Here is a 14281-nt window from a genome sequence, read left to right on the forward strand (position 1 = left end):
CTGGATCGTTCAGTATTCTGAACGTCGTTCTGGTGGATGAATGATCACATCTGCTGTGGACTCTATTTCCGCGTCCTCGGCGTGACAAGAGGCGACCAGAGGGGGAGCAGGCGTATGACGACGGCCGAGTCGGGGATTCCGGTTCAGGCGGCGCCGGTCAAATCGGCGGTTCGGACCGTCCTGCTGCTGGAGCATTTCGCGGCGCGACCGGGCCTGCACAGCCTGGCCGACATCCAGAACGACCTCTCGCTGCCGAAGTCCAGCCTCTACATGCTGCTGCGGACGCTGGTGAACCTGGGGTGGGTGGAGACGGACGCGACGGGCACCCGGTACGGCATCGGCGTACGGGCCCTGCTGGTCGGCAGCTCGTACATCGACGGCGACGAGGTGGTCGCCGCCGCCCGGCCCACCCTGGACCGGCTCTCCGACGACACGACGGAGACCATCCACCTGGCCCGGCTGGACGGGACGAGCGTGGTCTACCTCGCCACCCGGCAGTCCCAGCACTACCTGCGCCCCTTCACCCGGGTCGGGCGGCGGCTGCCCGTGCACTCGACGGCGTTGGGCAAGGCCCTGCTGGCCACGCACACGGACCAGGAGGTGCGCGGGCTGCTGCCGCGGCGGTTGGAGGCGGTCACCGAGCACACCCTGACCGACCGGGAGCAGCTGATCGAGGAGCTGGCGCTGGTGCGGGAGCAGGGGTACGCGGTGGACCGGGAGGAGAACACGCTCGGCTTGCGCTGCTTCGGGGTGGCCGTGCCGTACCGGACGCCGGCGCGCGACGCGGTGAGCTGCTCGGTGCCGGTGGCCCGGCTGACGGGGGAGCACGAGCAACTCATCAAGGCGGCACTGTTCGAGGCGCGGGACCGGCTGTCGGTGGTGACGCGCCGCATGTGACGGGCGGTAGGAGGGGCGGGTGTCGTTCCTCCCCCGCGTGGGGGAGGCGGTTCCCCATCACGGGGGAGGTGGCGGGGCCGCGCGGCCGCGAATGTTGAGTCATGAACACGCGAGAGACGCATCCGAGTGACCTGACGGAAGTGAAGCTGCCGTCGCCCTCCCGCCCGGGGGCGGGGCGGCGGGTCCTGCGCGCGGTGGCCCTGGCCGCCACCGTGCCGTATCTGGGGCTCAAGACGGTCTGGTTGTGCGGGAGTCACCTAGGGATACCCGAGGGCAGCGTGTTGCGGGAGCCGGGCCCGTTCTTCACGGCGGCCAATTCCGTCACGCTGGCCATGGACGCCTGCGTGATCCTGCTCGTCCTGGTGCTCACCAGGCCCTGGGGCATACGTGTGCCGGGTCCGCTGCTGACCTTCCCGGTGTTCGTGGCCACCGGGCTGCTGACCCCGATCGTCCTCGGCTTCTCGGGCCAGCTGCTCGTACGCGCCCTCGGCCTCGGGGCGGATCCGATGGGACAGTCGGCGCGGGAGCCCTTCCTGGACCCGTGGGTGTTCCACGTCGTCTACACCGGATTCTCGATCCAAGGACTCGCCCTGGCGGCCCTGTTCGTGCCCTATGCGCGGGAGCGCTGGGGGTGGGCCTGGCGGGGCGTGACGGGGGAGCGGCTGCCGTCGTCCACGGGGGTGGTGGCGGCAGCCGCGGCGACCGTCGGCCTCGCGGTCGCGGGGGTGTCCCTGTACTGGGCCTTCGGCGGGGCCGTCGGCCCGGGCGCCGAGCGGGCGGCCGGGTACTCCGCGGACACGGCCGTGGTGTCCGCGGTCCACGCGGTGTGTGCGGTCGCCGCCGGAGCCGGGGCTCTGTTGTCGGCCCGTGGGGGGACGCTGCGGGCGCGGTGGCCCCTGGGCCTCACCTGGGTCGGCGGGGCGGCGACGCTGAGCTGGGGGGCGTGGATGACCCTCGCCGCTCTGGGACCGCAGTTGGGCGGCGGTGAAGTTCCCCCCGACACAACGGTGTTGATCTACGCTGGACAGATGATCACCGGATTGCTCGCCGGCACCGTCCTCATACGGTTCCTCGCCACCCGCCGCCCGGGGTGAAGCGGTCGCAGGTGGCGCGGGCCCGGTGGCGCTGGGTCCACCTGATCCTCGGCGGCGCCCTGCTGATGCCGTACTTCTTCCTCACGGAGGTGGTGGTCGGTGTCGCCGCGGGCGGGGTCAACGCCCTCAACTCCGGCTCGCTCACCCTCCTGTCCTACGCCGCCTCCCTGCCCCTCGTCGCCGTCACGGCGCTGTTCGGGCCGGTCCGGCCGATGTCGGTGGCCGCCGTACGGGCCATGTGCGAGGTGCTGGGGGACGGGTTGGCCGACGGGCCCGCGCGCTCCTGGGCCGCGCGGGGGCGGGCCTCGGCCTGGTGGACCCTGCACCTGGGGACCGGCGCGGTGATCAGCGCGTTGACCCTCGCGGTGCCGCCCATGGCGGTCCTGCTGATCGCGGTGCCCGTCGTCGGGCGGATGCGGGACATGCAGGTGGGGTACGGCTGGTTCGGCACGCACGCCGACCCGTACGTCGCCCCGCTGCTCGGCATCGGGCTGCTCGCCGGGCTCACCCTGTGCGCGGTCGGCGCCGGGCGGCTGCTGGCCGCGATGGCGCCCGTACTGCTCGGGCCCACGGCGGCGGACCGGCTGGCCGCGGCCGAGGAGCGGGCCGCCGACCTGGCGGTGCGCAACCGGCTGGCCCGGGAGCTGCACGACGCGGTCGGGCACGCCCTGAGCGCCGTCACCCTCCAGGCCGCCGCGGCCCGGCGGATGCTGGAGCGCGACCCCGACTTCGTACGCGAGGCGCTGGCCGCGATCGAGGACACCACGCGGCGGACGGTGGGCGAGCTCGACGCCGTGCTGGGCCTGCTGCGGGACGGGGACCCGGCCCGGCCGGACACCGCGCCCGCACCCACCCTCGCCGCCGACCTCGACGGGTTGTTGTCCCGCACCCGGGCCGCCGGCACCACCGTCACCGCGCACCAGGACCCCGGACCCGCCGGGGACTGGGCCGCCCTCCCGGCGATCGCCTCCCGCGAGGCGTACCGGATCGTCCAGGAGGGTCTCACCAACGCCCTGCGGCACGGGGCGGGCCCGGTGGATCTGCGGATCCGCGTCCAGGCCGGCCCCGACACCGCACACCGTGAACTGGAGATCGTCATGACCAATCCGCCGGCGGTCCCCGCCGAGGAGCGGGAGCCCCGTACCACCGGAGGCCGTGGGCTGCGCGGCTCCGCGGAGCGGGCCGCACTGCTCGGCGGCAGCCTCGAAGCAGGCCCGCACGGGGACCGGTGGCGGCTGCGGGCCGTCCTGCCGCTCACCGGGGAGGACCGATGACCGTACCCGCGAATGCTTCCGGAGCCCCTCCCGCGACGACTCCCGGGAGCACTCCCGTGCCGCGGCCGCCGCTGCGCATCGTGCTCTGCGACGACGAGCGCATGGTTCGCACCGCGCTGCGGGTCATCCTGGAGGCCGAGGCGGACCTGGAGGTCGTCGGCGAGGCGGCCACCGGGGCCGAGGCGGTGCCGCTGGTCCGCTCACTCGCGCCCGACGTGGTGCTCATGGACGTCCGGATGCCCGAGATCGACGGCATCCGGGCCACCGAGCAGATCCTCGCGACCATGGCCGAGCCGCCCCGGATCGTGGTCGTCACCACCTTCGAGAACGACGCCTACGTCTACGACGCGCTACGGGCGGGAGCCGTCGGCTTCCTCCTCAAGCGGGCCGACCCCGACGAGCTGATCGGCGCGGTCCGGCTCGTCGCCCGAGGCGACTCGCTGCTCTTCCCCGCCGCCGTCCGCTCCCTCGCAGCCGCCCACACGGCCGGTGCCCCGCCCGCCGACGCGCCCTGGGTCGCCCGACTCACCGAGCGCGAGGCCGACGTACTGCGGCTGATGGTCACCGGGCTGTCCAACCACGAGATGAGCCGGCGCCTCGGGGTCGGACCGCAGACCGTCAAGACCCACGTCGCGGCGGTCCTCACCAAGACCGGCTCCCGCGACCGTACGCAGGCGGTCATCGCGGCCTACGAGGGAGGCTTCATCATGAAGAAACGCTGAGAACCCCGCCACAATCGGGGCAGAGCGGAACGGCTGGGGTCCCCGGGACGTCCTTCTGGGGGATGAACAAGACGATCAGGCGTGCGTCGGTCTTCTGTCTGCTTCTGGTGCTGGCCCTGCTGGTCCGCGTCACCTGGGTGCAGGCATACCAAGGCCAGGCCCTCGCAGAAGACAAGCACAACCGCCGGAATCTCATCGCGCAGTACGAGAACCCGCTGGGCAACATCATCGTGGGCGGGGAGGCGATCACCGGCTCGGAGAAGACGGGCGGCAAGGACTTCGGCTACAAGCGGACGTACGTCGACGGCCCCCTGTACGCACCCATCACGGGCTACAGCTCCCAGGCCTACGGCACCACCCTGCTGGAGGGCATCTACAAGAACATCCTCAACGGCTCCGACAGCCGACTGAGGACCGTGATGGACATGCTCACCAACAAGCGGGCCTCCCCCGGCAACGTCCTGACCACCATCGACAAGGACGTCCAGAAGGCCACCTACGACGCGCTCCAGGGCAAGCAGGGTGCGGCCGTGGCCATGGACCCCAAGACCGGTGAGATCCTCGCCGTGGTGAACAACCCCTCCTTCGACCCGGGCAGCATCGCCGGCGCCAACGACAAGGCGGCCTGGGACGCGCTCTCCGCGGACAAGGGCAAGGCCATGGAGAACGTGGCGCTGCGCAAGCCCCAGGCGCCCGGCTCCACCTTCAAGCTGGTCACCCTCGCCGCCGCGATCGAGAACGGACTCGTCACCGACATCGACCGGCAGACGGGGATCGCCGACCCGTACACGATCCCCGGCACCCGCACCCCGCTGCCCAGCGAGGCGGGCTCCGCGGCCTGCAACAACGTCTCGGTGCGCACCGCCCTGCGGCTGTCCTGCAACAACGTCTTCGCCGAGCTCGCCTCGAAGCTGGGCCAGGACAAGATGCGGGCGACGGCCGAGAAGCTCGGCTTCAACGTGCAGATCGACACCCCCGTCCGTACCAACCCGCCCAGCAAGTACCCGTCGAAGAAGATGTCGATCGACCAGGTCGCGCAGACCGGTATCGGCCAGTTCGACGTGCAGGCCACCCCGCTCCAGATGGCGATGGTGACGGCCGCGATCGAGAACGGCGGCAAGCTCGTCGCCCCGCACCTGGTCTCCGAGGTCACCGACTCGGGCGGCGACGTGCTGGAGAGCTTCAAGAACCCGAAGTCCCAGCAGGTCATGGAAGAGCGGACCGCCTCGATGATCCGCGACGCCATGCGTACGGTCGCCACCGAGGGCGGCGGCAAGCCGGCCCAGGTGTCCGGCGCCGAGGTCGGCGGCAAGACCGGTACCGCCCAGCGCGGTGTCAACAACAGCCTCGCTCCGCTGGCCTGGTTCACCTCCTACGGCAAGTCGAACGGCAAGCAGATCGCGGTGGCCGTGGTGATCGAGAACTCCGACACCGACCGTTCCGAGATCGGCGGCGGGAAGCTGGCCGCCCCCATCGCCCAGAAGATGATGGCGGCCTGGCTGAAGAAGTAGCCACGAAAGCCGCACGGCCGACGCGCCGGGAACCGTCGAGGTTCCCGGCGCGTTCCCACTCCCATGATCAGAGCCGCGCTCCCCGCCGACGTCCCAGCGATCGCCGCCCTGCACGCCCGGGCCCGCGCCACCTACTACCAGGGCCACATCCCCGAGCAGGCCTACCCGGGCGACGCCGAGCTCCAGCGGACCCGCGAGGGCTGGTCGCGTGCCCTCGCCCGGGACGCCGCCGAGGGCGAGGTGCTGTGCGCCGAGCGGGACGGCGAGCTCACCGGGGTCGCCGCGTTCCGCACGCGGGACGGCGAGACCACCCTCACCCAGCTCCACGTCGACCCCGCCCACTGGCGCCGCGGCACCGGAGCCGCCCTGCACGCCGCCTGCCTCGACGCATGGCGGCGGGCCGGAATCCGCCGGGTCCGCCTGGAGGTCTACGAGCACAACCTCCGCGCCCAGGCCTTCTACGCCACCCAGGGCTGGCTGGAGGACCCGTCGGCCCCCCGCTCGGGCTCCCACCGGACCCTCTGGTTGCGGGTGGGCCAGGTGCCGGTGCCGTCCGGGGAATGAGACGGGGCGGTGAATGGTTGAACCACAAACCGTTTCATCCCCCCTGAACCCGGAGAGAAGAAGGATCATGCGCGTCGAGATCTGGAGCGACATCGCTTGTCCCTGGTGCTACATCGGTAAGGCCCGTTTCACCAAGGGCCTGGCCGAGTTCGCTCACCGAGACGAGGTGGAGGTCGTCTTCCGGTCCTTCGAGCTCGACCCGGGTGGAGCGAAGGGCGTCACCGCCCCCGTCGTGGAGATGCTCGCCAAGAAGTACGGCCGCACCCTCGACGAGGCGCGCGGCATGGAGGAGCACGTCGCCGCGAGCGCCCGCGCGGAGGGGCTCACCTACCTCACCGAGGGCCGCGACCACGGCAACACCTTCGACATCCACCGACTGCTGCACCTGGCCGCCGCCCGCGGCCGCCAGGAGGAGCTGCTCGACCTCGCCTACCGCGCCAACTTCGGAGAGGAGCGCTCCGTCTTCGACCCCGAGGTTCTGATCGCCCTGGCCGTCGAGGCCGGACTGGACGAGGCCGAGGCCCGCGCCGTCCTCGCCGACGACTCCGCCTACGCCGACGAGGTCCGTGCCGACGAGCGCGAGGCCGCCGAGCTGGGTGCGAACGCCGTCCCGTTCTTCGTCCTCGACCGCCGCTACGGCATCTCCGGCGGCCAGCCGGCCGAGGTGTTCACCCGGGCCCTGGAGCAGGCGTGGGCCGGGCGCGAGGCCCTGGAGCCGGCCGCGACCGCCGAGGCCTGCGAGCCCGACGGCGCGTGCGCGGTCCCGCAGGCATAGAAACGGCTCGGGGATCCCCGGGGATCCGGACAACTCCGAGACTCGGTGAACCCGGCGATGGACTGCGGGCCGTTCCTGGCGCAGAGTTGACGGCATGGATCTTGCACTCGCCGAAGCGACCCGTGCCGAGTTCGCCCACTCCACCACCTATCTCAACACCGCCAAGTGCGGGGTCGTCCCGCGTTCCGCCGTCGCGGCCGTACGGGAGCTGGCCGAGGCGGCGGGGGCCGGGCTCCCCACCGGCTTCGGCGACTTCGACCGTGTGAACGGGGCCCGGGCGGCCTTCGCCCGCCTCGCAGGGGTCGACACCGACCGGGTGTCCGTCGGCTCGGCCGTCTCGACCCACGTCGGCCTCGTCGCCGCCTCGCTCCCCTCCGGCGCCGAAGTGCTCTGCCCCGAGGGCGAGTTCTCCTCCCTGATCAACCCCTTCGTGGCGCGCGGCGACCTCAAGACGCGCTTCGTCCCGCTCGAATCCGTCGCCGAGTACGTCGGCCCCGGCACCGCCCTGGTCGCGTTGAGCGTCGTGCAGTCCGCGGACGGCCGCAAGGCCGACCTGGCCGCGGTGCGCGAGGCGGCGACCGCGCACGGGGCCCGGATGCTCGTGGACGCGACCCAGGCCGTCGGCTGGCTCCCCTTCGACGCCTCCCCGTACGAGTACACGGTCGCCGGCGGATTCAAATGGCTGCTCGGCGTGCGCGGAGCCTCGTACCTGGCGGTGTCGCGCGAGGCCCAGCACACGCTGACCCCGCTGCACGCCGGCTGGGTACCCGCGGTCGCCGACGGGGACGCCACCTACGGGCCGATGACGGGACTCGCCCACGGGGCACGACGGTTCGACGAGTCCCCCGCCTTCCTCGCCTACCACGCCTCCGCATCCTCGCTGGCCCTGTTGGAGCGGATCGGCATCGAGGCCGTCCACGCCCACGACACCGCCCTGGCCGCCCGCTACCGGGCCGGCCTCGAACGCCTGGGCCACGAGCCCGTCCCCGGCGACTCCGCCATCGTCTCCGTGCCGGGCCTCGCCGACCGACAGCCCGCCCTGGAGGCGGCCGGCATCGTCACGTCCCCCCGGGCGGGCATGCTGCGGGCCTCGTTCCACCTCTACAACACGGAGGCGGACGTGGACCGGCTCCTGAACGTCCTCGCCGACTCCTGACGCCGCGGGTCCCGTGCGTACAGTGCCGCCATGAACGATGCGACTGATGTGAGCGACGTGCTGCACGTGAAGGGGCGGGTGCTGGTCGGGCCCGACGAGGTACGCGACGAGCTCTGGGTGGTCGGCGGGCGGATCTCCTACGAGCGCCCGCTCGGCGCCCGTGAGATCACCACGGTGACCGGCTGGGCCCTGCCCGGACTGGTCGACGCGCACTGCCACGTGGGTCTGGACGCCCACGGCCCGGTCGACGCCGAGACCGCCGAGCGCCAGGCCCTCACCGACCGCGATGCCGGGACCCTCCTCATCCGCGACGCCGGGTCACCCTCCGACACCCGCTGGATCGACGACCGCGAGGACCTGCCGAAGATCATCCGAGCCGGCCGGCACATCGCGCGCACCCGCCGCTACATCCGCAACTACGCCCACGAGATCGAGCCGGCCGACCTCGTCGAGTACGTCGGGCGGGAGGCGCTGCGCGGCGACGGCTGGGTCAAGCTCGTCGGCGACTGGATCGACCGTGACGCCGGTGACCTCGCCGCCTGCTGGCCGCGCGCCGAGGTCGAGGCGGCCATCGCCGAGGCACACCGGCTGGGTGCCCGCGTCACGGCGCACTGCTTCGCCGAGGACTCGCTGCGCGACCTCGTCGAGGCGGGCATCGACTGCATCGAGCACGCCACCGGCCTCACCGAGGACACCATCCCGCTGTTCGCGGAGCGCGGGGTCGCGATCGTCCCGACGCTCGTGAACATCGCCAACTTCCCGAAGATGGCGGCGGGCGGCGAGGCGAAGTTCCCCGACTGGTCGGCGCACATGCGGCGGCTCCACGAACGGCGTTACGACACCGTCCGGGCCGCCTACGACGCGGGCATCGAGGTCTTCGTCGGCACCGACGCGGGCGGCTCCCTGCCGCACGGCCTGGTCGCGGCGGAGGTCGCGGAGCTGGTCAAGGCCGGCATCCCGGCGATCGACGCCCTCTCCGCGACGGCCTGGGCGGCCCGGGAATGGCTCGGCAGGCCGGGGCTGACCGAGGGGGCGCCCGCCGACCTCGTGGTGTACGCCGCCGACCCGCGGGTCGACGTGGGCGTGCTGGCGCAGCCGCTGCGGGTCGTCGTGAACGGCCGGGTCCGGGCCTGAGGCCGGCGCCGGCGCCCGGTTGACGTCGCGTGACATCGGTGCCCGTCGGTCGTTGAAGACGACCGCACGGGCCGGATGTCCGTGAAACGAGAGCACTTGCGTTCAACATGAGGCGCATTGATTCGAATATGCGCCCGGAAACCACCCTTTGGGGTGAAGTAACGTCAGCTTGCCCCTCGTTCACCCACAGTGCGTAAAGATTCCGGGGTCGAGTCCGTCGGCGCCCGCGGTGTCCCCCATCGGCGGCGCGACGGCACCCAACTCCCCGGGGGTTCCACCACCGTGAACAGCCATACCTTCCGCATGCCCGCGGCCGTCCTCCTCGCCACGGGAGCGGTCGCCCTGCTCACAGCGCCGCCCGCCTTCGCCACGGGAGGAGGCGCCACCGGGGGTGAGGGCAAGGCCGGCGCCGTCGTCCTGCGCGCCGGGCTGGACGTGGGCCTGCTCAACACCGTGCACGTCCCGCTGAAGACGACCCTCAACGAGGTCAGTGCCCCGGCGACGGCCGAGAAGACCGCGCTGACCGTCACGCTGGACGGGGTCGAGGGGAACAAGCCGGTCAGTGTGCTGCGCGCCGACGTGGCCACCTCCAAGGCCACCGCCGACAAGACCCGGGCCCAGGCGGAGGCGAACCTGGCCAAGGCATCCGTCCACGTCCCCGGACTGCCGCTGCTCTCCCTCATCGAGGTGGAGAAGGTCACCTCCAAGGCCGTCTGCGAGGCGGGCAAGAAGCCGGTGGCCACTGCGAACGTCCTCGGGACGGTGACGGCGCTCGGCAAGAAGGTCACCCTGTCCGCCGGCGGCCCCACCAAGGTCGAGGTCCCCGGAGTGGGCCGGATCGACCTGGAGCTGTCCGGCACGGAGACCACCTCCACCACGGCGGCCGCCGCCGCGCTCCGCCTCAAGATCGCCGTGAACCCGCTCAACCTGAACGTGGCGAAGGTCGACGGCGAGATCGTGCTCGCCGAGGCGCACTGCGCGTCCCCGACGGGCGCCGCACCGTCCTCGGCCCCGCCCGCGAACCCGGACATCAAGCCCCAGACGGCGACCGGCACGGGCACCGGAGCCGCCACCTCCGGCGGCGCCACCGGCACGACGGGCACCACCGCCGCCAACCTCGCCGAGACCGGCGGCGGTTCACTGACTCCCTACGTCGCGGGCGGGGCCCTGACCCTGCTGGCCATCGGCGGGGGCGCGCTCCTGCTCACCCGGCGGGGCAGGGCCTCGTAGGGCGGCCGGGAGCCCCGGGCCGCCGCCCGGCGCGTCCGTCCCGAGGAGCGCACGGAGGGGAGTGCTCAACGGGACGGGCGAGGGCGGGCGGCGGTCCCGGGGCGACGCACGGGCCGACGGACCCGGCGGGTCCGGCAGCGGACGGCCGCAGATGGCGGCGGATGGCCGCGGCGCTCAGCGGGTGGCGTGCTCCAAGCCCTGTCCGCCCGCCCCACGCGACATCACGGCCTCGGTGACCTGCTGGTCGATCCGCGCGTACTCGCTCCGCTTCGCTGCCGGCAGCGAGGTGTCCGAGGCCGCGCAGGAGGCGCAGACGACACGGAACGGCGGCCCCATGTCCGAGTACTGCGTGAGGTATTCGGCCTTCACCACCTCCCAGCGGCCCGGACGGCCCGCCGCCGGGGAGAAGGTGAAGCGGGGGACCGAGGACTGGTTGCCGCGCAGTTTGTCGGCCGGTACGAAGCTGGCGACCTGGTCGCCCATCCCGAAGACCACCCAGGTGCCGTTGATCTTCTCGTAGGGCTGCGGCACGTGGTTGTGCGTACCGATGATCAGATCGATGTCGGGGAGCCCGTCGGCCGAGCGGGACGCGGTCAGCGCCTGCGCCAACGTCTTCTGCTGCTCGTCGGGCGCCGTCTGCCACTCGGTACCCCAGTGGACGCTCAGCACCACCACGTTCGCGCCCTGCGCCCGGGCGGCCCGGGCGTCCGCGATGATCCGGTCCTTGTCGATCAGATTGACGGCCCACGGCTTGCCCGGCGGAAGCGGGATGCCGTTCGTGCCGTAGGTGTACGAGAGCTGGGCGACCTTCGCCCCGCCCGCCGCGAGCAGCGCCGGGGCCTTGGCCTCCTCCGCGCTGCGGGCCGAGCCGACGTGCGGGATGCCGACCCGGTCGAGGTGCTCCAGGGTGCGGGCGAGGCCCTCGTCACCGTCGTCCAGGGTGTGGTTCGAAGCGGTGGAACAGCTGTCGTAGCCGGCGTCCTTGAGGGCGTCCGCCAACTGGTGCGGGGCCTTGAAGGTGGGATAGCCGGTGTAGGGGCCGCCGGGGCGCCCGTACGGTATCTCGTGGTGGCATATCGCCAGGTCGGCCGCGGACACCAGGGGTTTGACCCCGGCGAGTATCTTCCGGAAGTCGTACTCCCCGGCCTTGCCCGCGTCGTCCGCCGACCGCTGCACGATCGACGGGTAGGGGATGATGTCGCCCGTCGCGACCAGCGTGAACGGCTTCCCGGCGGCGGCCGCGGCGGTGCCCTCCGGCCGGTCCGCCTCGCCCTGCCCCGGCTTGCCCTGGAAGCGCTGCCCCGTGGCGGGCGCCGCCGCTCCGTCGTCGAACAGCCGTGGTACGGCGTAGATCCCGCCGCCCACGATCGCCAGCGCGGCCAGCGCGGCTATCGCCGTGCCCGTGCTCGCGGATGCCTTCATTCCCGCCCCCGGTCGTCATGCGTCGATGCGGGGATCCTCACCCGGCCCCGCCCCCGCGGCCATCGTAGGGGGCCGAACGGGTGACGGCCCCCTCGGCGCTCCGTGATGAGTACAGGTCAGGCGGGTGCGGGGAAGGCCGGTAGAGGCCGGTACCGGCCGTACACCGGTGCGGCGGCACGCCCCGCATGTGTTCAGCGCGAGGCCAGCGCGAGGGCGTGGTCCATGGCCTGGAGCAGTCGGCCCGTCGTCGCCCGGTCGCGCACCGCCAGCCGTAGCCAGGAGTGGTCCAGCCCCGGGAAGGTGTCCCCGCGGCGGACGGCGAAGCCGAGGGCGCGCAGCCGGGTGCGGACCTCGGCCCCGCCCGTCACCCGGATCAGTACGAACGGCCCCTCCGCCACCCCGACGGACGTCACCTCGTCGAACTCCGCGAGCCCGGCCAGCAGGTGGGCCCGGTCCACCGCGATCCGGCGGGCCGCTTCCTCGGCCTCGGCCAGTGCCGCCGGAGCCATACAGGCCTCGGCCGCCACCAGCGCCGGGGTCGAGACCGGCCACAGCGGCTGTGCGGCCGCCAGCTTGGCGATCACCTCGGGCTCGGCCAGGACGTAGCCGATCCGCAGTCCCGCCAGCCCCCACGTCTTGGTCAGGCTCCGCAGCACCACCAGGCCCGGCAGGTCCATCCGCCCGGCCAGGGCCTCCCGTTCACCCGGGACCGCGTCCATGAAGGCCTCGTCCACGACCAGGATCCTGCCCGGCCGGGCCAGCGCGGCGAGGATCCCCGCCGGGTGCAGCACGGACGTCGGGTTGGTCGGATTGCCGATCACCACGAGGTCCGCGTCCTCGGGCACGGCCGCCGGGTCCAGCCGGAAGCCGTCCGCCGCCCGCAGCACCACGCGCTCGACCCGGTGTCCGGCGTCCCGCAGGGCGGCCTCCGGCTCGGTGAACTGCGGATGCACCACGACCGGCCGCACCGCTCCCAGCGCCCGGGCGATCAGTACGAACGCCTCCGCGGCCCCGGCCGTCAACAGCACCCGCTCGACCGGCAGCCCGTGTCGAGCCGCCACCGCCGCGCGGGCGGACCGCCCGTCGGGATATGCGGCGAGATCCCCGAGGGAGGCGGCGATCCGCCGCTTGAGCCAGTCCGGGGGTGTGTCCGCCCGTACGTTGACGGCCAGGTCCACCAGTGCGGAGCCCGCGTCGATCACCTCGGCGTCCCCGTGGTGGCGCAGGTCGTGCGGGTGCGCCGCGGCCACGGCGCAGGTCGCCGACACCGACCGCCGCTTGGGTACGAGGAGTTCCCCGCCGCCCGCGAGAGCGGCGGCCTCCGCCACCGAGGGGGTCCCGGTGGCGGTACGCGCCGCCTCCGAGGGGTGCGGGACGGTGATGGCGGCCAGCCGGTCGGCGGGGTAGCTCACCAGGGGAACGCCGAAACGTTCCGCCGCACCCGTGATCCCGGGCTCGCCCGCCTTCGACTCCACCGTGGCCAGCGCCGTCACCGACCCCACGGCCAGCCCGGCTCCCCGCAGCGTCTCCTCGACCAGGGCGCAGACCTCCGCGACGGAAACCCCCGCGCGTCCGCCGACCCCGACCACCACCTGCGTCGTGTACTCGCCCACCGCGGGCCCTCCCTCCGTAGTCACCGTCACCGTCACCGTCACCGGCACGCACACCCACACATCACCCGCACCGGCCGTTCGTCAACACTCCGCCGCCCACCACCCGCGCGCGGACGTGCGCGCGGGGCGATGAGTCTGTATTCAGGGGCGCATGGCCGTGATCGTCGCGTTGGGCGCGTTCCTGATGACCCTGGCGGGCGGATGGGCGGCGCAGCGCGTCACCGACCGCCGCCACCTCGTGCTGGGCCTGGCCGGCGGGCTGATGCTCGGCGTCGTCGGCCTCGACCTGCTCCCGGAGGCCCTCCACGCGGCGGGCGACGAGGTGTTCGGGGTCCCGCTCGCCCTGCTGCTCTTCGTGGCCGGATTCCTGGTCGCGCACGTCGTGGAACGGCTGCTGGCGGTCCGCCAGGCCGCGCACGGGGCCGAGGACGGGGCCCGCGTGCCCCAGGTCGGACTCACCGCGGCCGCCGCCATGGTCGGCCACAGTCTCGCCGACGGGGTGGCCCTGGGAGCGGCCTTCCAGGTCGGCGGGGGGATGGGCGTGGCCGTGGCGCTGGCCGTCATCACCCACGACTTCGCCGACGGGTTCAACACGTACACGCTCACCAGCCTCTACGGGGACGACCGCCGCAAGGCCCTGATGATGCTCTTCGCGGACGCCGTCGCCCCGGTCGTGGGCGCGGCGTCCACTGTGCTGTTCACCCTTCCGGAGGAACCCCTCGGCGCGTACCTCGGCTTCTTCGGAGGCGTCCTGCTGTACCTCGCCTCCGCCGAGATCCTCCCCGAGGCCCACCACAAGCACCCCGCCCTGTCCACGCTGATGTGCACGGTGGGCGGGGTGGCCGGGATCTGGCTCGTGGTGGGCATCGCGGACTGAGTGCCGGCCGGG

13 protein-coding genes are annotated in these 14281 nt (G+C 73.0%); 11 read left to right on the forward strand and 2 right to left on the reverse strand.

Annotation, left to right across the window (positions count from 1 at the left end; all coding sequences use genetic code 11):
- The first annotated feature begins 114 nt into the window (after positions 1-114).
- The 10 genes from ACWG52_RS28270 to ACWG52_RS28315 all read left to right on the forward strand — a co-directional run bounded on the left by ACWG52_RS28270 (position 115) and on the right by ACWG52_RS28315 (position 10357).
- Positions 115-897, forward strand: a complete 783-nt coding sequence (locus tag ACWG52_RS28270) for an IclR family transcriptional regulator (protein WP_033220646.1) — start codon at positions 115-117, stop codon at positions 895-897.
- 101 nt (positions 898-998) lie between these two features.
- The gene (locus ACWG52_RS28275; protein ID WP_390167954.1) at positions 999-1991 is read left to right on the forward strand and encodes a hypothetical protein; all 993 of its coding nucleotides are present in this window, start codon (positions 999-1001) and stop codon (positions 1989-1991) included.
- Positions 1992-2056: 65 nt separating this feature from the next.
- Complete coding sequence (locus ACWG52_RS28280; protein ID WP_453129085.1) at positions 2057-3265, forward strand: sensor histidine kinase; 1209 nt, start codon at positions 2057-2059, stop codon at positions 3263-3265.
- Between the two features lie 56 nt (positions 3266-3321).
- Positions 3322-3987, forward strand: a complete 666-nt coding sequence (locus tag ACWG52_RS28285; RefSeq protein ID WP_390167952.1) for a response regulator — start codon at positions 3322-3324, stop codon at positions 3985-3987.
- 62 nt (positions 3988-4049) lie between these two features.
- Positions 4050-5498 (forward strand): peptidoglycan D,D-transpeptidase FtsI family protein, encoded by a 1449-nt coding sequence (locus ACWG52_RS28290; RefSeq protein ID WP_375933644.1) that lies wholly within the window; start codon positions 4050-4052, stop codon positions 5496-5498.
- Between the two features lie 63 nt (positions 5499-5561).
- On the forward strand, positions 5562-6062 hold the full coding sequence (locus ACWG52_RS28295) for a GNAT family N-acetyltransferase (RefSeq protein WP_389808932.1): 501 nt from the start codon (positions 5562-5564) through the stop codon (positions 6060-6062).
- A 67-nt stretch (positions 6063-6129) separates the two neighbouring features.
- Positions 6130-6837, forward strand: coding sequence for a DsbA family oxidoreductase (locus ACWG52_RS28300; RefSeq protein WP_390139582.1), 708 nt, complete (start codon positions 6130-6132; stop codon positions 6835-6837).
- Positions 6838-6931: 94 nt separating this feature from the next.
- Positions 6932-7993 (forward strand): aminotransferase class V-fold PLP-dependent enzyme, encoded by a 1062-nt coding sequence (locus ACWG52_RS28305; RefSeq protein ID WP_389808938.1) that lies wholly within the window; start codon positions 6932-6934, stop codon positions 7991-7993.
- Between the two features lie 30 nt (positions 7994-8023).
- Positions 8024-9127 (forward strand): amidohydrolase family protein, encoded by a 1104-nt coding sequence (locus tag ACWG52_RS28310; RefSeq protein ID WP_389808941.1) that lies wholly within the window; start codon positions 8024-8026, stop codon positions 9125-9127.
- A gap of 282 nt (positions 9128-9409) precedes the next feature.
- Positions 9410-10357, forward strand: coding sequence for an SCO1860 family LAETG-anchored protein (locus tag ACWG52_RS28315; protein ID WP_389808944.1), 948 nt, complete (start codon positions 9410-9412; stop codon positions 10355-10357).
- 174 nt (positions 10358-10531) lie between these two features.
- On the opposite strand, the gene ACWG52_RS28320 is transcribed toward ACWG52_RS28315, so the two are convergent.
- Complete coding sequence (locus tag ACWG52_RS28320; RefSeq protein WP_389808947.1) at positions 10532-11779, reverse strand: CapA family protein; 1248 nt, start codon at positions 11777-11779, stop codon at positions 10532-10534.
- Between the two features lie 191 nt (positions 11780-11970).
- Positions 11971-13392, reverse strand: a complete 1422-nt coding sequence (gene cobC / locus ACWG52_RS28325; RefSeq protein ID WP_389808950.1) for an Rv2231c family pyridoxal phosphate-dependent protein CobC — start codon at positions 13390-13392, stop codon at positions 11971-11973.
- A 151-nt stretch (positions 13393-13543) separates the two neighbouring features.
- On the opposite strand from cobC, the gene ACWG52_RS28330 reads away from it, so the two are divergent.
- A complete protein-coding gene (locus ACWG52_RS28330) occupies positions 13544-14269 on the forward strand; it encodes a ZIP family metal transporter (RefSeq protein ID WP_453126305.1) in 726 nt (241 codons plus the stop codon).
- Positions 14270-14281 lie beyond the last annotated feature (12 nt).

The sequence above is a fragment of the Streptomyces sp. CLCI03 genome, from assembly GCF_053615355.1.